Annotated in this window: 18 protein-coding genes and 2 riboswitches; of the genes, 6 read left to right on the top strand and 12 right to left on the bottom strand. The window is 65.2% G+C overall.

Features of this window, described 5'->3' with window-relative positions:
• From mfd to P273_RS0104655, 6 genes are read right to left on the bottom strand one after another with little or no spacing between them, the layout of a single operon-like run.
• The gene (gene mfd, locus P273_RS0104680) at positions 1-3,603 is read right to left on the bottom strand and encodes a transcription-repair coupling factor (RefSeq protein WP_024627325.1); all 3,603 of its coding nucleotides are present in this window, start codon (positions 3,601-3,603) and stop codon (positions 1-3) included.
• A complete protein-coding gene (pth, locus tag P273_RS0104675) occupies positions 3,593-4,192 on the bottom strand; it encodes an aminoacyl-tRNA hydrolase (protein WP_024627324.1) in 600 nt (199 codons plus the stop codon). The genes mfd and pth overlap by 11 nt, the downstream gene beginning before the upstream one ends.
• A 40-nt stretch (positions 4,193-4,232) precedes the next feature.
• Positions 4,233-4,763 carry a GNAT family N-acetyltransferase gene (locus P273_RS0104670; RefSeq protein WP_024627323.1) on the bottom strand — a complete coding sequence of 177 codons (531 nt, stop codon included), beginning with the start codon at positions 4,761-4,763 and terminating at the stop codon, positions 4,233-4,235.
• Positions 4,760-7,966 carry a UPF0182 family protein gene (locus P273_RS0104665; protein ID WP_024627322.1) on the bottom strand — a complete coding sequence of 1,069 codons (3,207 nt, stop codon included), beginning with the start codon at positions 7,964-7,966 and terminating at the stop codon, positions 4,760-4,762. Before P273_RS0104665 ends, P273_RS0104670 begins: the two co-directional genes overlap by 4 nt.
• 9 nt (positions 7,967-7,975) lie before the next feature.
• A complete protein-coding gene (locus P273_RS0104660) occupies positions 7,976-9,139 on the bottom strand; it encodes a glycosyltransferase family 4 protein (protein WP_024627321.1) in 1,164 nt (387 codons plus the stop codon).
• Positions 9,136-9,768: an NAD(P)H-dependent oxidoreductase gene (locus tag P273_RS0104655; RefSeq protein WP_024627320.1), complete on the bottom strand. Its 633-nt coding sequence runs from the start codon at positions 9,766-9,768 to the stop codon at positions 9,136-9,138. The genes P273_RS0104660 and P273_RS0104655 overlap by 4 nt, the downstream gene beginning before the upstream one ends.
• Before the next feature lie 142 nt (positions 9,769-9,910).
• A riboswitch (M-box (ykoK) riboswitch) is annotated at positions 9,911-10,069 on the top strand.
• 97 nt (positions 10,070-10,166) lie between these two features.
• Between P273_RS0104655 and P273_RS0104650 the strand changes: the two genes are divergently transcribed.
• The 4 genes from P273_RS0104650 to P273_RS0104635 all read left to right on the top strand — a co-directional run bounded on the left by P273_RS0104650 (position 10,167) and on the right by P273_RS0104635 (position 14,301).
• Positions 10,167-11,906, top strand: a complete 1,740-nt coding sequence (locus P273_RS0104650; protein WP_029676158.1) for an ABC transporter permease subunit — start codon at positions 10,167-10,169, stop codon at positions 11,904-11,906.
• The gene (locus P273_RS0104645; protein WP_024627318.1) at positions 11,903-13,279 is read left to right on the top strand and encodes a nitrate/sulfonate/bicarbonate ABC transporter ATP-binding protein; all 1,377 of its coding nucleotides are present in this window, start codon (positions 11,903-11,905) and stop codon (positions 13,277-13,279) included. The genes P273_RS0104650 and P273_RS0104645 overlap by 4 nt, the downstream gene beginning before the upstream one ends.
• Positions 13,280-13,325: 46 nt before the next feature.
• A riboswitch (Fluoride riboswitch) is annotated at positions 13,326-13,398 on the top strand.
• Positions 13,399-13,486: 88 nt separating this feature from the next.
• Complete coding sequence (locus P273_RS0104640) at positions 13,487-13,924, top strand: CrcB family protein (protein WP_051354131.1); 438 nt, start codon at positions 13,487-13,489, stop codon at positions 13,922-13,924.
• Positions 13,921-14,301, top strand: coding sequence for a CrcB family protein (locus P273_RS0104635; RefSeq protein ID WP_024627316.1), 381 nt, complete (start codon positions 13,921-13,923; stop codon positions 14,299-14,301). The genes P273_RS0104640 and P273_RS0104635 overlap by 4 nt, the downstream gene beginning before the upstream one ends.
• 33 nt (positions 14,302-14,334) lie before the next feature.
• Here the strand turns inward: P273_RS0104635 and P273_RS0104630 are convergent, their stop codons facing one another.
• From P273_RS0104630 to P273_RS0104605, 6 genes are all read right to left on the bottom strand, one after another.
• Entirely contained in the window at positions 14,335-15,342 is a 1,008-nt protein-coding gene (locus tag P273_RS0104630; protein WP_024627315.1) for a bile acid:sodium symporter family protein, read from the bottom strand.
• A gap of 123 nt (positions 15,343-15,465) precedes the next feature.
• On the bottom strand, positions 15,466-16,254 hold the full coding sequence (locus P273_RS09805) for a L,D-transpeptidase (RefSeq protein ID WP_081709263.1): 789 nt from the start codon (positions 16,252-16,254) through the stop codon (positions 15,466-15,468).
• Positions 16,255-16,308: 54 nt separating this feature from the next.
• On the bottom strand, positions 16,309-17,109 hold the full coding sequence (locus tag P273_RS0104620) for an alpha/beta fold hydrolase (RefSeq protein WP_024627313.1): 801 nt from the start codon (positions 17,107-17,109) through the stop codon (positions 16,309-16,311).
• A complete protein-coding gene (gene ychF / locus P273_RS0104615) occupies positions 17,106-18,212 on the bottom strand; it encodes a redox-regulated ATPase YchF (protein WP_024627312.1) in 1,107 nt (368 codons plus the stop codon). Before ychF ends, P273_RS0104620 begins: the two co-directional genes overlap by 4 nt.
• A 42-nt stretch (positions 18,213-18,254) precedes the next feature.
• Positions 18,255-19,058, bottom strand: coding sequence for a pyrroline-5-carboxylate reductase (proC, locus tag P273_RS0104610; protein WP_024627311.1), 804 nt, complete (start codon positions 19,056-19,058; stop codon positions 18,255-18,257).
• 10 nt (positions 19,059-19,068) lie between these two features.
• Positions 19,069-20,448 (bottom strand): alpha/beta fold hydrolase, encoded by a 1,380-nt coding sequence (locus P273_RS0104605; RefSeq protein ID WP_024627310.1) that lies wholly within the window; start codon positions 20,446-20,448, stop codon positions 19,069-19,071.
• A gap of 253 nt (positions 20,449-20,701) precedes the next feature.
• On the opposite strand from P273_RS0104605, the gene P273_RS10045 reads away from it, so the two are divergent.
• Both P273_RS10045 and P273_RS09250 read left to right on the top strand, forming a co-directional pair.
• On the top strand, positions 20,702-20,848 hold the full coding sequence (locus P273_RS10045) for a hypothetical protein (RefSeq protein ID WP_172637245.1): 147 nt from the start codon (positions 20,702-20,704) through the stop codon (positions 20,846-20,848).
• A gap of 232 nt (positions 20,849-21,080) precedes the next feature.
• A partial coding sequence (locus P273_RS09250; protein WP_253269573.1) for an InlB B-repeat-containing protein occupies positions 21,081-22,757 on the top strand: 1,677 nt, incomplete at its 3' end.

Here is a 22,757-nt window from a genome sequence, read left to right as displayed (position 1 = left end):
CTAGTTTTGTTGGACGGGCGCGGGACCCGTTGGCGTGCCATCGTCGGAGGACTTGGGCAGCCCCCAGGCCAGGTCGTCCAGCAGGGTATCCACCCAGGCGGTCATGGCCGCCGAATCCATGGGACCAGAGCCCAGGGAGCCGGCGAAGGGCGCCGGAATCAGCAGGGTCTGCGTCACCGGGCGGTACTGACTGCCCTTGTATATTCGTGCGATCCTGGCCTGGAGGGAGTCGGGCATGGTCACAGGCCTGATCCGCACCCTGGAGCCCTGGGAGGCGATCTCCGCTATGCCCAGGGAGCGAGCCTTGGCCCGCAATCTGGCCACCGCGAAGAGGGTATCGAACTGGGCCGGTGGACGACCGTAGCGGTCGGTCAGCTCCTCGTGCAGGTCGCGCAGATCCTGCTCGTTGCGGGCCGAGGCCAACTTGCGGTAGGCCTCCAGACGCAGCTTGTCCGAATCGATGTAGTCCACTGGAATGGAGGCTTCCAGGGGCAGGTCGATGCTGACGGTGACCGGCTCGGTCCGTCCAGGCTCCTTGTACTCCTCCACCGCCTCGGAGACCATGCGCACGTAGAGATCGAAGCCGACGCCCTCGATATGACCGGACTGCTCGTCACCCAGCAGGTTGCCGGTGCCGCGCAGCTCCAGGTCCTTCATGGCCACGTCGTAGCCGGACCCCAGGGCCGTGTTCTGGGCGATGGTGGCCAGCCGGTCGTGGGCGGTCTGGGTCATGGGCTTGCTGGGGTCGTAGAGGAAGTAGGCGTAGGCGCGCTCCCGACCGCGTCCCACCCGGCCACGCAGCTGGTGGAGCTGGGAGAGTCCGAAGCGGTCGGCCCGGTCCACGATCAGTGTGTTGGCGTTGGGGATATCCAGGCCGGTCTCGACGATGGTCGTGCAGACCAGCACATCGATGTCCCGGTGCCAGAAGTCGCGGATGACCCCGTCCAGCTGCTTCTCCCCCATCTTGCCGTGGGCCACACCGACCTTGGCCTCGGGAACCAGGGTCTGCACCTTGGCCGAGATCTTGCCGATGTCCTCCACCCGGTTGTGAATGTAGAAGATCTGGCCCCCGCGCAGGAGCTCGCGGCGGATGGCCGCAGTCACCTGGGCATCCTCATAGGCGCCCACATAGGTCAGCACCGGCAGGCGGTCCTCGGGGGGCGTGGCCAGGGTGGACATCTCCCGGATGCCGGTCACCGCCATCTCCAGGGTGCGCGGAATGGGCGTGGCCGACAGGGACAGGACGTCCACGTTGGTCCGCATGGCCTTGAGGGTCTCCTTGGCCTCCACGCCGAAGCGCTGCTCCTCGTCCACGATCATCAGCCCCAGATCCTTGAAGCGGATGCGCGGGTTGAGCAGTTTGTGGGTACCGATGACCACGTCCACGGCCCCGCTGGCCAGACCCTCCATGGTGGCCTGGTTCTCCTTGGCGGTCTGGAATCGGCTCATGGCGGCCACATCCACCGGGAAGCCCTCGAAGCGCTCGGTGAAGGTCTGGTAGTGCTGCTGAACCAGCAGGGTCGTGGGCACCAAGACCACCACCTGCTTGCCGTCCTGAACGGCCTTGAAGGCGGCACGGATGGCTATTTCGGTCTTGCCGAAGCCCACATCCCCGCAGATCAGGCGGTCCATGGGCACCGGCTTCTCCATATCCGCCTTGACATCATCGATGGCGGTCAGCTGGTCGGGGGTCTCCTGGTAGGGGAAGGCATCCTCCAGTTCCTTCTGCCAGGGGGTGTCCGGGCTGAAGGCGAAGCCTTTGGTCCGCTGCCGGGCCGAGTAGAGCTTGACCAGTCCCTGGGCGATCTTGTGGACATGCTTGCGGGCCTTGGCCTTGGTGGCTGACCAGTCGGACCCACCCAACTTGTTGAGTCTGGGGATCTCGGCGCCGATATAGCGGCTGACCTGGTCCAGCTGATCGGCCGGCACGAAGAGCTTGTCTGGCGGGGCGTTGCGCTTGGATGGGGCATACTCCAAAACCAGATACTCCCGGCTGCCCTTGCTGGGACCCACGCCCACGCTGCGCTGGCGCATGCCCAGGAAGCGGCCGACGCCGTGCTGGTCGTGGACAACGTAGTCGCCGGGCTTGAGCTCGTCCAGGTCGATAGCCTTACGCCGGCGGTTGGAGGTCTTGCTTCCGGCGGCCACGCTGGTGCGGCCGGTCAGGTCCCGCTCGGTCAGCAGGGCCAGATGGGCGGACTGGTCTACGAAGCCGTCCACAGCCAGGGAGCGGTGGTACTCCACCCCGACGACCCCCGTGGTCTGTACGGCCCGACGCAGACGGCTCAGGGTTCCCTGGGCCGGAGCGGTCACCACAACCCGGTCGCCGCGCTCCAGCAGGGAGGCGATGCCCGAAGCGGCCCGATCCTCGTCGCCGCGGTACTGGTCCGGGGCCAGGGCATCCAGACGCTCGGCCCCCTCCCGATCCGGATCCACCGACAGGTCGGTCAGCTTCCAGACCTCCCCCTTGCGGTACTCCAGGGATGAGATGACCTCGTCGTAGTCCAGGAAGCTGGCCCTGTCGAAGCTGATGGGTGCGCCCGAGCCCTGCCCGGAGGCGGCCACATGCCAGCTGGCGGCCAGGAACTCGTTGGCGGTCTTGACCAGATCCTGGGCGGAACGGGCCAGCAGCTGCGGCTCCGACAGCAGAATCAGAGCGCCCTCGGGCAGCATGGACCCCACCGGCACCAGGTCGTCGACCAGGGCAGGCAGGAGGGACTCCATGCCCTCCACCGGAATGGCCTGGGCGATTGACTCCAGCATGTCGTCGGCGTTGGGGATGCTCCCGATCAGGGAGCGGGCACGGGCACGGACCTGGTCGGTCAGCTGCAGCTCACGGCAGGGCGGCGCCCAGATCCGGTCCAGGTCGGGGCCGTAGGTGCGCTGGTCGGAGGCGTGGAAGCTGCGGATGGTGTCCACCTCGTCGCCAAAGAACTCGATGCGCACCGGATGGGCCATGGTAGGGACGAAGACATCCAGGATGCCGCCTCGGACGGCGAACTGCCCGCGCTCCATGACCAGGTCCACCCGGGTGTAGGCGTTGCGAACCAGAGCCTCGACGGCCTGGTCCAATGGCAGCTCCTGGCCGCGCAGAAAGACCAGGGGCTCCACATCCTGCAGACCCTTGACCACTGGCTGCAAGAGGGAGCGCACGGGCATGACCAGGATGCGGATGGGTCCGAAGTCAGGGTCGTCCTGGACCGGATGGGCCAGCCGCCTGAAGACGGCCATCCGGGAGGCCACGGTGTCTGCCCGGGGCGAGAGCCGTTCATGAGGCAGGGTCTCCCAGGAACGCAGCAGGGCCACGTCGCCAGGATCACCCTCGTACCAGGAGCGGATGGCGCCGGTCATCTCCTGGGCGTCACGCTCGGAGGGGACCACCAGAACGACCGGGGCACGTCCGGCTGCTGCTGCGGCCAGGGCTGGTCTGATGCCCTGGGGAGCCTGCACCATGAGGGAGGTGTCGGTGTCGGCAGCAGGCTCGGAGTCTCCTTGGACCAACCTGGTGAAGGCAGCATCCGCCTGCAGATCGTCCAGAAGAGGACGCAGGGACCCGTTCAGCGATTCCTGGGGCTCTGTCTTCTGGGTTTGCTCATCGACCATTGAACTGCTCCTGAGCCTGGTTGAGGCCCTTGATGATCACGGTTTCTGCGGCATCCGCGCCGTCGGCCAGGAACTCAGGCAGACGCTTGCGCTGATCGCCGACAAAGGTGCCCAGAACCCAGTCCACAGTGCGGCGGTGGGCGTCAGGACCTCTCCGGGCATGCCCCACGCCCATGCGGACCCGGGCGTAGGCGTTGCTGCCCAGGGAGCGGTCGATGGAACGGATGCCGTTGTGCCCGCCCGAGGATCCGCCGGCCTTGACCTTGATCCGGCCGAATTCCAGATCCATGTCGTCATGGATGACCACGACCCGGCCAACCGGTATGTGGTAGTAAGAACAGATGGAGGCCAGGGCATCGCCGGAGTCGTTCATGAAGGTCAGCGGTTTGGCCAGGAAGAAGGGTGTGCGGCGTCCGTCAAGATCCAGGGTGCCACGGCCCAGCTTGGCCAGACCCTTGTGGTCGCGCAGGTTGACCGACCAGCGTTCGGCCAGCAGATCGGCGCACATGAAGCCCATGTTGTGCCTGGTGCCCTTGTACTCGTCACCCGGGTTGCCCAGTCCGGCTATCAGCCAGAAATCGGATGCCATGTAGGTGATACCTCCTGCTCTCAAACGGGACGGTGAGATTCTACACAGGCTCCCCGACCCCGTTTCGCTCAAGGGACAGGCTCCAGTAGGAGACGTCATGCAGGACGAACCGGTCCCAGGCGGCCTGAGGCAGGAGGCCGAAGCGGCTGAATCCGAAGCGGTGCAGCAGGGCCTTGGAGGCCGTATTGTCATCGAAGATGATGCCCACGGCCAGACGCATGCCCACCTGTTGGGCGCGCTCTAGGAGGGAATGGACCATCAGGGCGCCCAGGCCGCGTCCACGGCAGCCGCGATCCACGTAATAGCTCAGCTCGCAGGTCTCCTGGTAGCCGGGCCGATCGTAGTAGGCCGACAAGGAGCCGAAGGCCAGCACCTTGCCCTCCTGCTCCAGGACCAGGACCGGATGGCCCTGGTCCGGATCGTGGTCCAGCCACCATTGCAGGCGCTGATCCAGGCTGACCGGGGCCGTATCCGCCGTGGAACCGCCATCCAGGACGGCCTGGTTGTAGATGGCGGTGACCGCCTCCAGGTCCCCGCGGCGGCAGAGCCGGATGCGCGGGGCGGCGCTCACTTGTTGCCACCCTCCTGGTCGGAGGCCTCCTTGAGGGCTTCGCGCAGACGGTTCTGCGCCTCGCCGTAGGCGCTGAAGTCGCCCTTCTTCAGGGCGGCATCGCCGTCGCTCATGGCCTGGTTGGCCTTGTCCAAGGCCTGTTTCAGGGCCTGTCCTGCCGTGGCCGACGCCCCGCCGGAGCCCGCGGTCTTGTCCGGGGCCTTACCGGATTGGTCGCTCTGATCAGCATCAGATTTGGTGCGTCCGGTGTTGTCGGCATCGCCGGCCGATGCACCGGAGTTGCCCTGGAAGGTCTTGTCAAGGGCCGCATCCAGTGTGGCCGACGACGACACCTTGTCTCCGAAGGCCACCAAAACCCGCTTGAGCAGGGGGAAGCTGGTGGCGCCGCTGGACTGGACATAGACCGGCTGGATGTAGATCAGTCCGCCGCCTATGGGCAGGGTCAGCAGGTTGCCACGTTTGACCTTGGTGGACCCGGACTGGAGCAGGTTCAGTTCGGTGGAGACGGCAGCATCCGAGTTGAAGTTGTTCTGGGCCTGCCCTGGGCCAGGCACATTGGAATTCTTGGGCAGCTCCATCAGCCGGATGGTCCCGTAGTCCGGGCCTATCACCCCCTTGGTCGACCCGGCATCGGAATCCACGGACAGGAACCCGGTCAGGATCTCCCTGGTGGAGGTGCCTGCAGGGATGAAGGTAGATGTCAGCGAGAAGGCGGGCTTGTCGGTCCCCGGCGTCTGCAGGGTCAGATAGTAGGGAGGCTGCTTGACCCCGGCCTTCTGCTCCTTGCTGGTTCCGGTCGGATCCACGGGGGTCTGCCAGAAGTCCTCGCCGGAGAAGAACTGGCTGGCCGAGTTGACGTGGTACTGGGACAGGAGCTGGCGCTGCACCTTGAACAGGCTCTCCGGGTAGCGCATGTGGCTCATCAGGTCGCCCGAGATGGACGAGAGCGGCTTGAACTGGCCGGGGAAGACCTTCTGCCAGGCCTTGAGCACCGGATCCTTGGCATCCCAGGCATACAGGTCCACCGAGCCGTCATAGGCATCGACCGTGGCCTTGACGGAATTGCGGATGTAGTTGGCCTTCTGGGAACCCAGGCCCTTGACGGCCTCCGAGCTCAGGGTGGTCGTGTCCTGGGTGATGGGACCCAGATCCACCTTCTGGGAATAGGGGTAGGCGTCGGAGGTGGTGTAGCCGTCGACGATCCACTTGACCCGTCCATCAACCACAGCCGGATAGACGCGTCCGTCCAGGGTCAGATAGGGGGCGATCTGGGCCACGCGCTCCTTGGGCGAGCGGTTGTAGAGGATCTGCGAGTCAGGCGTGACGCGGTCCGAGAAGAGGATCTGGTCGGATCCAAACCGGATGGCGTAGAGGACCCGGGCCAGGAAGTTGCCCACCGAGGGGCCGCCGTTGCCCTTGAAGGTGTTGGTGGCTCCCTTGGAGCCGGTGGGATAGTCGAATTCCCAGCCTGAGGAGCCCTGGGGCGCACCGACGATGGAGTACTCGGGCGCGTTGGGCGAGAAGTAGATTCGCGGCTCGTAGTGCTGGCTGTCGGTCAGCTTGCCCTTGGTGGGGATGTCCTGCTCGAAGAATTCGGGCTGCCCGTCAGGGGTGACCTTGTTGCCGTAGGCGGCCACAATGCCATAGCCGTGGGTGAAGACCGTGTGGTCGTTGACCCAGTTGCGGTTGTCGTTGCCCTCCAGGTCCAGCTCGCGAGCGCCGATGACCGTGTCCTGGCTGACTCCGTCGATGTCGTACTTGTCGACGGCCAGGGTGTCCTCGAAGGTGTAGTACTGCTTGGACTGCTGCAGCTGCCGGAAGGTGGGCGAAACCACCTGGGGATCCAGCAGTCGAATCTGTGCGGTGGTCTCCGCATCACGGGAAAGGGCACCCGACTGGACCTCGGTGGTGGCGTCATAGGCCTCGGTCTTCAGCCTGTCCAGCCCATAGGCTTGAGCGGTGGCGGTGATGTTGCGCTGGATGTAGGCGGACTCCATCTCCTGGGCGTTGGGGTTGACCCGGAAGCGCTGGACCAGTGCCGGCCAGAAGACGGTCAGCAGCAGGGACAGCACAATGGTGACGGCCACAGCCAGGACGGGAACCCGCCACTGCTTGACGGCCGAACCCAGCGATCCTGCATGGACACGGCCGGGTTCCAGGGTGGGCGAGCGCAGAATCCAGACAGCCAGAATGATGCCCAGCAGGGCCATGACCACGGCCATAATCAGCGTGACGGGAATGGCCGCCTTGACCGAGGTGTAGGAGGCGCCGGTGATCCGATCGCCCTCCTCGGTCAGCCTGCCGAAGACGCCCAAGGCCGTATCGCCGGCCCAGACCAGCATGAACAGGATCAGCCAGACGGCTACCTGCCTGCGGGCGGCACGGGTCATCTCCAGAATGCCGCGGCCCTGTACGGGCATGGTCAAGCGAATGCCGCCCATGAGGAAGTTGGTGACCAGGCTGAAGACCGTGGCCGCCAGCAGCATCATCAGCAGGGAGGAGACCAGCAGCCGCAGCCCGGGCAGGATGAAGACATAGAAACCGTTATCCAAGCCGAACTGGGGATCGCACACCCCAAAGGACTGGGCGTTGAAGAGCAGGAGCACCTGCTTCCAGTCGGCGTTGAACTGGAAGCCGAAGAAAATACCGACGACCAGGGAGACCACCGCAGCCACCTTGAGCGCCTTGCGTGAAGAGACCCCCTTGCCGACCTCGATCAGATCGCCCCTGACCCTGATGGTGGACCCGTCGGGCGAATCGGGACGGCTGCGGATGGCCAGGAAGGCCGAGAGCAGGGTCACCGCAGCCAGCAGCAGGGCGTAGGCCAGCCACAGGCCCACCTTGATGCCCAGCTGGGTCCAGACAATCCGTGCCGCCCCCAGCTGGGAGAACCACATGACATCGGTGATGAAGCGGCTGAGCCCAAACAAAAGCAGGAGGACGACCAGGACGACGGCGACAACCACGGCCAGAATCCGCATGCCCCGGGAAGGTCCGTTATTGTCCTTCTTACGGGAGGTCAGCCGGGGGTCACCTGGTCCGGCGAAGCGGAAACGGGGCGTGCTGCCACCCCCTTGGCCGGGACCCTCCCCATCGGTCTGCACATGCAGGATGACTGGGTCGTCGTCATTGCGACGCCGGCCTGGTCCGCCTGGACCGCCCTCAGGGTCGAACATGGAACCGAAGAAATCAAAGAATGACATGTACCTACCCTACATGAGACGGCGGTCTTGAATGGCTTGCCGATAGACCTCCTCCACCTGATCAGCCACGGTGGTCACGTCGTAGCGGCCCAAGAGCGCCAGCTGGTCATGGCGCACATTCCGCCTCCAGGAGGGGTCCCCCAGAGCCTGGACGATTCGCCGGGCCAGCAGTTCGGGGGTGTTGGGCGAGTCGACGGGCACCAGAGCCCGCTCATCGCCCATCAGGGTGGACCGGTAGCCGGGATTGTCCCCAGCCAGCACCGGAGCCGTGCCCGAGGCGATGGCCTCCAGCAGGACGATGCCGAAGGACTCGCCCCCGGTGGAGGGAAAGACGGTCAGATCGGATGATGCCAACAGGGCGGGCTTGTCCTTCTCATCCACAAAGCCGGGGAAGGCCACCGGGGTGCACAGGTCGGCAGCCTTTCGACGGCAGTCCTCCAGCAGTGGGCCCTTGCCGGCCATGGTCACATGCAGGTCTTCAGGCAGGATGCCGGCCCGCTCCCCCGCCTGGAGGGCTGAAAGCAGGATCCCCGCCCCCTTGCGGGCCACGAACCGTCCCAGAAAGACCAGATGCGGCCCCTGGCCGTGCAGGCGCGCCACCTCCTGGTCGCCAGCGGCCTGGCGGGCCCGGCGCAGAGCATCCACATCCACAGGGTTGGCCACCACCCTGCTGGGCACACCGGCAGTCTGCCGGGCATAGCTGGCCGCCACAGGCGAGACCGCGATGACCCTGTCGATGCGCCTATGGGTCCTGCGGTTGATCATCCCCAGCAGCCGACCGCCCAGCAGCTGCAGGTTTCCCGTGGGGGCGATGTGGTAGGTGGCCACCAGGGCCGTTGAATGGTTCGCGGCGCGGATGACCCGGCCTGCCAGGAAGGGGCTGTAGGGAGCCTGAACGTGCAGCAGGTCGAAGTGCCCGGCCTCCAGAACCCGACGGATGGGCGCCTTGGGCGCCGGCAGTGGTATGCGCATCCTGTTGCCGTTGAAGGAGACCATGACGTTGCGGGACAGGGAGTGAACCCCGTCAACTGGCGGATGGGCGGTCTGCCCGACCAGGTACTGGACCCTGTGGCCCCGCCTGCCCAGCTCCCGTCCCAGGGTCAGAATGTGCTGCTGGACCCCGTCGAACACATCCAGGGTGTCATCGAAGACGAACCCGATGCTGAGCGTCACTGAGCGTCCTGGCCTGCTCCGGGCTCGGTGCCTGCGGCCAGCCGACGACCCTTGAGGGCCAGGGCCACCAGGTGCCGGTCGGCTGCCTCGCGCGCCTCCTGCTCATCGTTGCCCGAATCCAGATTGTCCACATAGATGGTCTCCACCTGGGCGACCTGGCAGTACTTGAGGAAGGTCTGCCTGCCCAGCTGGTTGTCCAAGGCCTCACCGATGCCGCTGGACCGGTACCATTCCTTGTCTCCACCGGTCAGCATGACGAGCTCCACCCGGCGTCCTGCCAGGGCACCCGGGGTGCCATCAGCGTGGTAAGCGAAGCCCCTGCAGATAACGCGGTCGATGAAGCCCTTCATGATGGCCGGCATGCTGTACCAATAAATGGGGAAGACCAGGGCCAGCACGTCCGCATCCTTGATCCGCTCCTGCATGGCCTGGACATCCTCGGGCATGGGTCCCTGGCCCAGGTAGTGGGTCCTGTCCTCCATGCCGAAGACGGGATTGAACCCCTCGGCACAAAGGTCGATCAACTCGGTGCGAGCCCCGCCCTCGGCCGCACCGTCCAGCAGGGCGTTGCCCGCCGCATCAGTCAGACTCTTGGGTTCGGGGTTGGCCGTGACTGCCACGATCTTCATAGGGATTCACTCCTTACATTCCATTTCGCGCCTGCAATGACTGCGTGCAGACCCTTGTCATTGTCAGTCCTGGCAAGGACGGCAAGGCTGGCAACGCTGGTTTCGCAAATGCTTGACACTGCTCTTGGGCCCATCTATGTTATTGGGTGGTCGGTAGGTGAAGCTACCGCATGGACAAGGCATGCTGCCGCAAAGTGGTGGAGACACCCCGCGCAGGTCAACAGTCCCCGTCGGATCAAGGCAGGGACTAATGCAGGGCCAAATACCATGCGAAGCCGAAGCTTGAACGATGACAATGGTCGGCTCATGGCCGATCGCCACGCCGTCTTCGAGGCTGCCGACAGGGATGTTCCGCACCTTGGATGGAGGCCATCGTGAATACTGTCGCACTGCCAGGAATGCTCCGTTCTCCACTGAACGACGACCGCAGCCAGGCATCGCGCTCCACCCGCATATGGACGGGCCTGGCCGTAGCCATAGGAGCCCTGGTCCTACTGGGGGCCCTGGCCTATCTGCTGCCGGCCCTGGGCGCCCCCATCGGCCCCGCCGGCGTTCCCTCGCACGTCTCCACCGACCCGGCCAACCTGCCCTACTATGCGTTGCGCTCCCTCTTCCGGATGTTCGCGGCCCTGATCATCTCCCTGGTCTTCGCCTTCCTCTACGGACTGGCCGCCGCGCGCTCCCGACGCCTGGGCGCCGTGCTCATCCCCCTGCTGGACATCCTGCAGTCGGTGCCCGTCCTGGGCTTCCTGTCGGCCACCATCTCCATCTGGCTGGTCCTCTTCCCCGGATCCATCATGGGTGTGGAGGCGGCCTCCATCTTCGCCATCTTCACCAGCCAGGCCTGGAACATGGCCTTCTCCTTCTATAACTCCCTGACCAGCGAGCCCGCTGACCTGGACGAGGCGGTGCGGCTGATGCGCCTGACCCGCTGGCAGCGCTTCTGGAAGCTGGACGTGCCCAATTCCATGATTCCCCTGCTCTGGAACTGCATGATGAGCATGGGCGGCGGCTGGTTCTTCCTGACCGCATCCGAGATGATCTCGGTCAACAACAGAACCCTGGCCCTGCCCGGCATCGGCTCCTTCGTGGAGGAGGCCACCGCCGAGCAGGATCTGGGCAAGGTGGGCCTGGCCATCCTGACCATGATCGTGGTGGTCCTGTTGATTGACTTCCTGCTCTGGAAGCCGCTGACCGCCTGGGCCGAGAAGTTCCGCTACACCAGCAGCCAGTCCACCGAGCCCCGGCGCAGCCTGGTGCTGACGATCATCCGCCTGTCCGGGGTCAAGGACCTGCTGGGCCTGGTGGGCCATCCCCTGGCCGACCTGCTGGACCGGATCACCCGTCCCCTGGGCCGTACCGGGGCACGTTGGAGCCGTGGAGGCGGACGCCGGCGGGCCAGCGACCTGATCTGGTGGGTCTGCCTGGCCCTGATCGGCCTGTGGGGTCTCTGGCAGCTGGACCGTCTGGTCATCCGCCCGCTGGGTCTGGGCGAGGTCGGGCACGTCTTCCAGCTGGGCCTGCTGACCTTCCTGCGGGTGCTGATCCTCATGGTGGTCTGCACCATCGTCTGGGTGCCCATCGGCGCCCTGATCGGCATGAATCCGCGCATCTCCCGCTACCTGCAGCCCCTGGTGCAGATCCTGGCCTCCTTCCCGGCCAACTTCATCTTCCCCTTCGTCACCATGGTCTTCATCATCTGGCGGATCGACATCAACTGGGGCAGCATCCTGCTCATGGCCCTGGGCACCCAGTGGTACATCCTCTTCAACGTCATCGCCGGAGCCTCGGCCATCCCCGACGACCTATTAGAGATGTCGCGCAGCCTGGGGCAGAACCGCTGGCAGCGATGGAAGACCCTGATCCTGCCGGCCCTGTTCGGTTCCTGGTGTACCGGCGGCATCACCGCGGCGGGCGGGGCCTGGAACGCCTCCATCGTCTCCGAGGTGGTCTCCTACGGCAAGACCGAACTGACGGCCAAGGGCCTAGGTGCCTACATAGCCCAGGTGACCGCCACCGGCGACACCCCACGCATCATCCTGGGGGTGGCCGTCATGAGCATCTTCGTGGTCCTGGCCGACCGGTTCTTCTGGTCTCCCCTGCAATCACTGGCACAACGGCGCTATTCCCTGACATGAGAAGTCTGAGAGGTTCGACAATGACCAAGATCAATTCCAACGGGATCATCACGGCCGAGCACGTGACCAAAACCTACCAGTCCGACAAGGGCGCGGAGCTGACCGTCCTGGACAACATCGACTTCACCCTGCACGAGGGCGAGGTGGTGGCCATCCTGGGCCGCTCCGGCGCCGGCAAGTCCACCCTGCTGCGCATCCTGGCCGGCCTGGTTCCGGCCAGCAAGGGCAGCGTCGAATACCGGGGCAAGCAGCTGGACGGGCCCAACCCCGGCGTGGCTCTGGTCTTCCAGAGCTTCGCCCTGATGCCCTGGCTGACCGTCAAGGACAACGTGGAACTGGGCCTGCAGGCCCGGGGCGTGCCCAAGAAGGAACGCGAGAAACTCTCCCTGGCTGCCATCGATGCCATCGGCCTGGACGGCTTCGAAAGCGCCTACCCCAAGGAGCTCTCCGGCGGCATGCGCCAGCGCGTGGGCATCGCCCGGGCCCTGGTCCTCAAGCCGGACGCCCTCTTCATGGACGAGCCCTTCTCGGCCCTGGACGTGCTGACAGCCGAGAATCTCCGCCAGGAGGTCCTCAAGGTCTGGTCCGAGGAGGCAGGCAGCGTCAAGTCGGTCCTGATCGTCACCCACAACATCGAGGAGGCCGTGGAGATGGCCGACCGGGTCCTGGTCCTGGATTCGCATCCGGGCAGGGTCATCACCAACGTGCCCATCAACCTGGACAGGCCCCGGGACAAGCAGTCCGACCTCTTCCAGTCCTGCGTGGACTACCTCTACTCCATCCTGACCGGCCAGCGTGACAGCGAGGACATCCGCCGCCGTCTGCAGACCAAGGTGCGCAACCGTCAGGCCGTGCGGGACTCGGTGCGGGACGAGGACACCGCCGAGCGTAACCTGCCCGACGCCACCCCGGGTGGTCTGGCCGGTCTGGCCGATGTCATGGTCAACCAGCCCAACGGCATGGACCTGGCCGACCTGGCCGCCAAGCTCTCCTTCGAGGTGGACGACCTCTTCCCCCTGATCGATGCCGGGCTCATGCTGGGCATCTTCCAGGCGGACAACGGGCATGTCAGGTTGACCGACCAGGGCCGTGCCTGGCACGATGCGGACATTCTGGAGAGCAAGGAGATGTTCTCACGGATGCTGATGGATCATGTTCCGCTGATCCGCATCATCGACCGGGCCCTGAAGAACAGCGACGACAAGAGCCTGCATGGCTCCCTGATCCTGGACCTGCTGCGGGCCCACCACTCGGACAAGGAGGCCGTCCAGCAGTTCGACACCGCCATCACCTGGGGCCGCTACGGCGAGCTCTTCGACTACGACGCCGACGACGACCGGTTGACCCTGGACCCGGAGAACCACACCGAGTGAACAGTCTCGCAGCTGCGACGGCTGCGGTCCCCTTGGGCTCCTAGAATGAACCTCGGGCGATGGAACCCGCCCGGGGCTTGAGCCCCGAACCGCAAACTGCTGATAGTTCCTGCACCATGATTCGACGACCCGTCTGTGGGCCGGGTGCAGGCGCATGCCATTCAGCCCGACCCTGCGGACGCTGATCCGTCGGGAACAGAGCCTTCAATGACCAAACCCCCTACCGGACCTGATATGGCCACGGCCCTGGTGGTGATACTGGGCGGAACACTGGGCACCGGCTGCCGGTACGCCCTGAGCCTGCTGCCGGGCCAGAGCGGCCCCCTGCATCCAGGAACACTCCTGGCCAACCTGATCGCCTGCGCAGGTTACGCCCTGCTGACCGCCTTCCTGGCCGAGCTGCCCAAAAGCGCACATGCACGCCGAAGGCAGCTGACCAACAAGGGTCTGGGTATGGGCCTATGCGGAGGGCTATCGACCATGTCCACGCTCTCGCTGGAACTGGTCCAAGGCCTGTCGGGCGGTCACATCCAAGCCACTCTTGCCTACCTGCTGATCTCCTTTGCCGGAGGCCTGATGGTCTCTTGGGTCATGGCAGGGCTGGGAGCGCGTCTGGCCTCAGACATCCATGCAGGTGCACGATGACCCTTACATTTACCTTGCTGATCTGCCTATGCGGCGGCCTGGGGGCCGGACTGCGTTACCTGCTGGACACCCTGGTCAAGGCCCGCTGGCAGGTGGACCTGCCCCTGTCGACCATGATCATCAACCTGCTGGCCGGATTGGCTGCAGGGCTGGTGGCTACCCTGGCCGCCTTCCACGGACTGCCTAACTGGGGACGGCTGCTGCTGGCCACAGGCCTGCTAGGCGGTTTCTCCACCTTTTCGACGGCGGTCAACGAGGTGCTGGCCCTGGCCCGGCAGAGACGGCACCTGGCGGCTCTGGGCTATCTGGCAGCTTCGATCTTCCTGCCGCCTCTGCTGACGGCCCTTGGGTTCCTGCTGGCCGGACCGGGCATGTAGCAAGATCCAGCCAGCAATCAAGGCTTTCAAGAATCAGGCGCGAGCCGGTTCAGGACGACCCTGGGCGGAGTCGGCGGCAATCCCCAGCCGGTCGTCATGCCGACGCCACCAGGCGGACAGCACCGAGCCGGAGATGTTGTGCCAGACGCTGAAGAAGGTGGAGGGGATGGCCACAATCGGGTCGGCGGCGAAGGCCTGCAGGGCCAGGGTCGCGCCCAGTCCGGAATCCTGCATGCCCACCTCGAAGGTGATGGCCTTCTGCTGGGCGTAGCGGAATCCCTTGGGGTAGAGGCGGTACATGAGCCGGCTGAAGAGGAAGCCCAGCCCGTACCCGCACAGGTTGTGAAGCATGACCACCGGCAGGACCAGGGCGGTGGCGGCGGTGAAGAGCTTGGCATGGTTGACGGAGACGACCACGCCGATGATGATCAGTATGGCGATCTGCGAGACTGCCGGCAGGGCCACGGTCACCTTCTGCACCTTCTCCTTGAATATGGCGTGGACGGCCAGGCCCAGGGCGATGGGGATCAGCACCACCTCAAGGGCGGTCAGGAAGAGCTGCTTGGTTGGGATGGCCACATACTGGCTGGCCAGCAGGTTCATCAGCATGGGGATCATGAAGGGCGCGCACAAGGTGGAAAGCAGGCCTATGGACACATCCAGGGCCACGTCTCCTCGTGACAGGTAGGACATGACGTTGGAGGATGTCCCCGAGGGGCAGCAACCCACCAGGATGACTCCCACGGCGATCATGCCGTCCAGGCGGAAGATGCGGCAGAGCAGCACGGCCAGCAGGGGCATGATCAGGTAATGGGCTATGGTGCCGACGATGACCATGAGCGGCATCTTGAGGATTCGCTTGAAGTCGTCCAGGCTCAGGGTCAGCCCCATGCCGAAGAGAATAATGCTCAGGAAGTAGTTGGTGTAGCTGCGGGCCCAAATGCTAATCTGCGGGACAAAGAAGTTGATGGCGGCCCACGCTAGGACCACCAGGATGAACCACTTGGTCAACCAGTCACTGAACCGCTGCACCTTTTGCATGATTCCTGACCACTTCCTCTCGATAGTTCTCTCTGTGGTAGGGGCAAAGATAGGAAACCCAAGGCGGGCACGCAGGTGGATGGCCACATTTTGGACGCGGCTATCCCGGTTTACGAGAGGAATTCACTTGACCAGGACGGGCGTGCCGGTGGGCACGGACTGCATGATCCATCGAGCGTCGGGCACCGTCAGTCGGATGCAGCCGTGGGAGCCAGGGCGGATGCCCAGCATATCGGCCTCCTCCTTGATGTAGCCGCCCCTGGAATCAGTGGGGACCGAGTGGAAGAGAAAGACCCCATGGTTCAGAAAACTGGTGTAGTAGCGGGCGCCCATCCCCTCGCCAGGATTGTAGAAGTGGTCGCCGCGCTCGTTCTGGATTCGGAAGCTGCCCCTGGGCGTGGAGTCATCCATGCCTGTGGATGCATACATGGTGTAGAGCAGTTCAGACCCGTCGCGCACATAGACCCGCTGGTCCTGAAGGCTGACCTCCAGGGAGAGGCCAGGGTGGGCCGCAGGATCCGGGTAATCGACCTGCTGGGAAGGCTTGAGCCAATCGACAGGATGGGCGGAAGTGGCAGCAGGGTCTGGCTTCTGCTGCTTTGTCTGATTCTTTGTGACCGATGAGGAGGAGGCGGATTTACTGGGATGATGCGCCTTGGGAAATCGTCTCACCGAAACGGTGGATGTGCTAGAAGCGCCCGCAGCTGTGGTTCGTTCCGCACGGGCCGCATCCACCGGCTGGATCAGGTTGACGATCAGGACTGTCAGCAGCAGTGTCAGCAGGGCGCTTGTCACTACCACAGGCGTGCGACGGACAGGGTCCAGCAGCCAACGGAGCATGGCAAGCGCACGCCGCTTAAGGCGTTCGCTATCCAATCCCCAGACAGCCATGTCCTTCCCCTTCGTCGCCATTGAACGAACCTGTATGCACAGTTCATTGTAGTGACAGACGAAACCGGGAGAGACTCAGCCTTTCAGCACCTGCCTGGCCCAATCCTCCAGCAGGTCGCAGACCAGGGCGGTCTGTTCGATCTGCACATTATGGCCGGCCCGGTCCAGCAGCGAGTAGGAGGCCCGGGGGAAGCGGCAGGCCAGGTCGAACTGGTCCAGGTAGCCCACACGGTCGTCCTGGCGTCCGCAGACCAAGAGCACAGGGGCTATGAACCCGGACCAGACCTGGTCAAAGTCCAGATCCAGCCGGTAATGCCCCTCCACTCGAACCACCGTGTCGGCATCGGCCGAACGAATGCCGGGCATGATGGTGCGCTGGTAGGACTCAAGATGCTCCCGGGACTCCACCACGGCCATCTGCCGGTAGGCATGCCTGGTGAACTCGTCCGCATCGGCCAGGCCTTGATCGTCCCGGACCAGCACCTGACGCGGGGGCAGGCGCCTGTGGGCGGTCACAGGGTCGACCACCGAGGAAAGCAGAGCCATCCCCCGGCAGCGGTCCAGTCGACCGGCGGCGGCATGGCGGCTGAGCAGCCCACCCAGGGAGTTGCCCACCAGGGCGAAGGGGCCGCCGCCGCTGAAAATGTCCACCTGGTCATCCAGCCACCGGGCCAGACCGTCCAGGTCGAGGATGGACGGGTCGGGCGGCGTGCGGCCGAAGCCGGGCTGGTCCAGGTAGATCCGCTCGAAGCCGCCGACCCGCTCGAAGACGGGGTCCAGGTCGTCGAAGATGTGGTGGTCCACGCCGGACCCATGCACGAAAATCAGCGGCAGCCCATGACCCCGGCGAATGGCGAACCCAGGCTTGGCGCTCACTTCTTGGAGCCGGAGGGAATGCCGGTCTTGAACTCCACGATGTCGCCGTCCTGCATGACGTAGTCCTTGCCCTCAAGGCGCATCTTGCCCTCCTCGCGCACCTTGGCGTAGGACCCGTCGGCGGCCACAAAGTCGTCGTAGGAGACCACCTCGGCTTTGATGAAGCCCTTCTCGAAGTCGGTGTGGATGACCCCGGCAGCCTGGGGGGCGGTCCAGCCCTGGTGAATCTGCCAGGCGCGCACCTCCTTGACACCGGCGGTCAGGAAGGTCTGCAGGCCAAGAATGTCGAAGCCCACCCGGGCCAGCTGGTCCAGGCCGGACTCCTTGAGCCCGGCGTCGGTCAGCATCTCGCGAGCGTCGGCCTCATCCAGCTCGGTCAGCTCGGACTCGAACTGGGCGTTGAGGAAGATGGCGGGCGCGGGAGCCACGGAGTCGGCCAGCTGCTTCTTCAAGTCCTCGTTCTGCAGCTCGTCGTCGTCCACGTTGAAGACGTAGATGAAGGGCTTGGCGGTCATCAGGTGCAGGTCGTAGAGCTCGTCCTTGTCGATGTCCCCGGCCTGGGCCGCCTGGTCGATGGTCCGCCCCTGGCCCAGAATCTCCTTGGCCTTGCGGACGGTGTCCAGGTAGGCGGGCTTGATCTTGCCGCCACGCTGGTCCTTCTCCAGCTTGGGCAGGGCCTTGTCGATGGTCTGCATGTCGGCCAGGATCAGCTCGGTGTTGATGGTGTCGATGTCGTCGGCCGGATCCACCTTGCCGTTGACGTGGACGATGTCGTCGTCATTGAAGGCACGGACCACCTCGCAGATGGCGTCAGCCTCGCGGATGTTGGCCAGGAACTGGTTGCCCAGCCCCTCCCCCTCCGAGGCCCCCTTGACGATGCCGGCGATGTCCACGAAGGTGACCGTGGCGGGCACGATCTTGTCCGTGTGGACCAGCTTGGCCAGGACGGGCAGCCGGTCGTCGGGCAGGGGCACGATGCCGGTGTTGGGCTCGATGGTGGCGAAGGGGTAGTTCTCCGCCAGAACGTTGTTGCGGGTGAGGGCGTTGAAGAGTGTGGACTTGCCGACGTTGGGCAGCCCGACGATTCCTATGGTTAACGACATATGTACCAGTCTATTGCCCGGGCTGCCCCGGCGTGGCTCCCCCTAGTCGCCGCGCTCCACCGCATCGATGGCCTCGATGACCGCTCCACGGAAGCCGTGCTTCTCCAGGGAGGCGACCCCCTTGATGGTGGTTCCGCCCGGCGAGCAGACCGCGTCCTTCATGGCCCCGGGGTTGGTGCCGGTGGCCAGGTAGAGGGCTCCGGTCCCCTGAACCATGCGCGCCGCCAGCCGGTAGGCCGCCTGCCTGGGCAGCCCGTGCTCCACCCCGGCGTCGGCCAGGGCCTCCATGTACATGGCCGTGTAGGCGGGCGCGCATCCGGCGATGGTCGTGCCCACCGAGACCAGCTCCCGGGGCAGCCGCTCGATCATGGCCACCGGGTCGAAGACCTGGGTGAAGAGCTCCCGCTGCTGGTCGGTCAGGGTATCGTCCTCCTGGGTGACCAGAATCCCCTGCCCTACTGAAATGGGGGTGTTGGGGATGGCGCAGATCAGGTGGGTGCCCTCCTCAAGGATGTCGGCATAGTCCTCAAGGGTCATGCCGCCCACCACCGAAAGGACCATGCGGTCCGGGTCAGCCAGCTCGTGGCGGATGGGCTCGCAGACCTGGGCCACCTGCCCAGGCTTGACGGCCAGAATCACCAGATCGGCGGCCGCAGCCACCTCGGTGCCGGAATGCATGGGCCGCACCCCCAGCTGGGCCGTCCGCTCCACCAGCCGGTCGTAGTGGGCTGCGCAGGCCACAATGCGGCCGCCGGGCAGCACGCCTGCGTCGACCAGCCCCTGGGCCATGGCCTGGGCCATGTTGCCGTATCCGATGAATCCGAGAGTCAATGAGTCCGTGTTCATGCCCTCAAGTCTAGCCGCGCGCCGGGAAGAGCCCCTCCAGATCGCCGCGCTCCAGGGCCAGCCGGTAAAGGTGGGCGAAGACCCTGTCCCCGTGCAGCCCGTCGTGCTCGAACTCGTTGGTCACCCAGGCATGGGCGTGGCCCACGCGCGAGAGGGTGTCCAGCTGAAGCTCGGAGGGCACGTAGAGGTCGTCGGCATAGACCGCGGCCTGCAGTGGAACCTGATTGCCGGCCAGGCGCTCGGGATCGTACAGGTGGCCCCAGGAGCCCTCCTCCATGAGCAGGCTGACCGCAGGGCCGAAGGGACGCAGGGCCGCCTCCTGCTCGAACATCCAGGGGAAGATCGCCTCCCCGGTGAACATGAGCGGACGGGCAGCAGTGTCGAATTCAGGACGGGCATCGCGCACCCGCTGCGCAGCCCAGCGCAGGGGTTCACAGTCCCCATCGGCGTAGATGAACTCCTGCAGGGGCCAGTAGAGCGGCGTAACGGCAGTGGCCGCCCGCACCCCCTCCAGAAAGGCCTGCGAGAGGATGGCCCGGGAGCTGCTGGCGCCGGAAGCGGGCAGGCTGCCGTCCCCGTCCAGGAAGGCCGTGTCCAGCAGCCAGTGGAGGCGCTCGAACCCGCCGCTCTTGCCCAAGTCGGCGCCCAGGGTCTGCAGCCGCTCCACGCTCAGGGGGTCGCCGCCGGGCAGGACCACATCGCCCTGGGCCAGCCGGTCGGCAATGGCCGCCACACGGTCTTGGTCCCCCGGATAGCGCTGGTAGAAGGCCTTGGACCGCTGGGCCATTTTGGTGAAGGTATGCGAGTAGAGCTCATGGGCATCAGCGGGGATGTGGGGCACGCCCCCGGTAGTGAAGGCCGCAGCCAGCCCCTGGGGGAAGTTCGACAGGTAGGCCATGGTCAGGAAGCCGCCGAAGCTCTGCCCCAGGGTCACCCAGGGACGGCCGGCGAAGACCGTGCGACGCAGGTGCTCGAAGTCCCGGATGATGGAGTCCGCCAGAAAATGCTTCAGATAGTCGGCCTGGGCCCGGGGCTCGCCCAGGGAGGCCATGGTGGAGCCGTCGATGGCGTTGGACCGGCCCGTACCCCGCTGGTCGGGCAGGACAATGCGGAAGTGGCGCAGGGCCTCGGCCATCCACCCGTCGGCGGTGGCGTTCAGAGGCCGTGGGGCGCCCGAGCCGGGTCCGCCCTGCAGGTAGACCAGCAACGGCAGGTCGTCGTGGATGTGCTCGGGGGCGCAGACCACGCGGTAGAAGCAGCGGATGACCGCCTGGTCCGAATGATCTTCGGCTCGCCAGACGCCAGGTTCACTGCCCGCCCAGTCCAAGGGAACGGGGATGGACCCCTCCCGAACGTAGAGTCCCGGCAGATAATATCCCTGGTTGGTCATACGCTGGCTCCTTTCTTTGAGATCAGTTGGGTTCATTGTCTCCGGGCGGTTGGACCTGGCTTGTGTGTTGTCTGTAGGCTGGGTGGTAGGGTGAAAAGCGGGGGATGTCGAGAAGACGGCTGGCTTGCGCATGGCTCCTGCAATGTAATGCAGAACTGGCGCTGAGCAGTGGGCGGCTTTCCGACAAAGAAGAACTTTGAGTAGGCAAGCGGTGTTGATACCGCTTGGTGTTTGGTGAAGGGGTTTCGGTTTCATGCATCTGGTTTCCCGTCTGCGTCGCATCATGGCGATGACGACCATCCTGCTGGGAATGCTGGCAGGCCTGGGCGTCGCATCCGCCCAGGCGGACGCTCCCATACTCACCGGGGGGGGGGGTCGGTCAGACCCCTCGCGTAGCTGACGGAACCCCTGGCACTCTCCACAGCAACGCGCCAGAAACTCCACTACCCACACCCTCACCAATACAAACCACCACACCACTAAACCCCACGCCAGACGCCCCGTCATCGACGACGGGCACACCCGGCAGCGCAGACTCCACTCCGGCTCAATCAGCCGAACAGACAGACGATCAAGCCACGCATACAGTGCGCTTCGACCCCGCCGACGGCAGCAAGCCAACACAGTCAACCGTGAAAACCGGCACCCTCGCCGCTCCCCCGCAACAGAACCCACAACGTGAAGGCTTCCGGTTCGATGGATGGACTCATGAAGGCCAGCCCTTCGACTTGCAGACCCCCATCCTCCAGGACACGACCCTGAAAGCAGAGTGGACCAAAGCCGCGGACTGGCGGCTGAGCCCGGACCACGGGCCCGCCACCGGCGCACAGCTGACCATCAGCCCGCCCAAAACTCAAGAACCTCAATTTACCAGCGTCCAAGCCGCAGGAGAGCAGACCGTCGGTTTGACCGGCGACGGCCGCATCTACACATGGACACAAAACGGCAAACCAGAACAGGTCACCTCACCCGCGCAGGCTCCCGACGGGTTCCACTACCTGCAGGCCGCAGCCGGCAGCCACCGGCAGGCAGCACTCGGATCCGACCAGCAGATCTACACCTGGTCCAACGGACAAGCGACGCCCACCATCCTCAAGACCAGCCAGAACACCCAGTTCTCCAGCATCAGCATCAATAACGACAGGCTCCTGGCCGTGGACCGGCAGGGACAGATCCACCACTACCAGGCCAGCCAAGACCCGAAACCCGCGGAGCAGGCCACAACCAGCCTGCCCAGGAAGGCGCAGGCCGTCACAGCCGTCTCCTCCGGCAGCCGGATCCTCGCCCTGGACTCCGACGGGCAAGCCTGGACCTGGGACGCAAGCAACACCGGAAACGCAAAATCCGAACGTCTTACACAGAATCCGCACACGCGCATCATCCAGGCCCAAACCCTCAACCAGGGGTCCCTCCTCCTGGACGCGGACGGACAAGCCTGGTACCTGGCCGACAGCACAGCCGATTCTGCAGCCGTCAGCCTGCCGGAAGGCATGAAAGCCAGCAGGATCACCGCCAACGACAGCCTGGCCATCATCACCGGCAAGGACGGTAGTATATGGGCCTGGCAGCCCGGCAGCAAGCCCGCCCGGGCGGATGACGGGAGCCAGCAGTACATGCAGGCCACCAAAACCGGCAGCAGGGTCACCGCCGTCAGCACGAAGGGCGACATGCTCGCGTGGAGCCTGGATAAGCAGGGTCAGCCCGGCAGGCCAGCAAGAGTCAACACCGCCACAGCGCCAACCCTGGAATCAGCAAGCCTGGACGGCCAGCCGCTCAACCTCAGCAAGACCGGCAGCGCCTGGCTGGCGGGCATGCCCGCCCGCCAGCCGGGACAGGCCGCCATCACGATCACCGGCAGGCAGGACGGGCAGCCTTTCGCCAGGAGCCTTGCGTACACGGTCGACCAGCCGCTGGCACGGGCTGCGGAACCAGGATCCGCGTTCACGGTCCGCTTCGACACGGGCGGCGGAAACCCCATACCAGCGGACCAGACTGTCCCCGCCCTGTACGGGAGGGCGAAGCGCCCCTCATCCGACCCTGCGCGGGAAGGCTACCTGTTCGACGGATGGTTCACCGGAGATGTCGCCTACGATTTCAGCAGGCCCGTCAACAAGGACCTGACCCTGGCCGCCCACTGGACGCCGGCAAGCCGGAACACCAAGTGGAGCATCAGCCCTGATAAGGGCAGCCAGCTGGGCAGGGAACCCGCCACCATCACCCCGCCAGACAATGCCAGCCGGGGCATCAGATTCAGCCAGATCAGCGGATCACAAGGAAGTTATTTTTCCTTGGCGGTGGGCAGCGACGGG

This window comes from Bifidobacterium sp. A11 (assembly GCF_000499185.1).
Lineage (GTDB): Bacteria > Actinomycetota > Actinomycetes > Actinomycetales > Bifidobacteriaceae > Bombiscardovia > Bombiscardovia mizhiensis.
The sequence above is the reverse complement of the archived record's forward strand: the minus strand, read 5'-3'. Positions and strand labels throughout refer to the sequence as shown.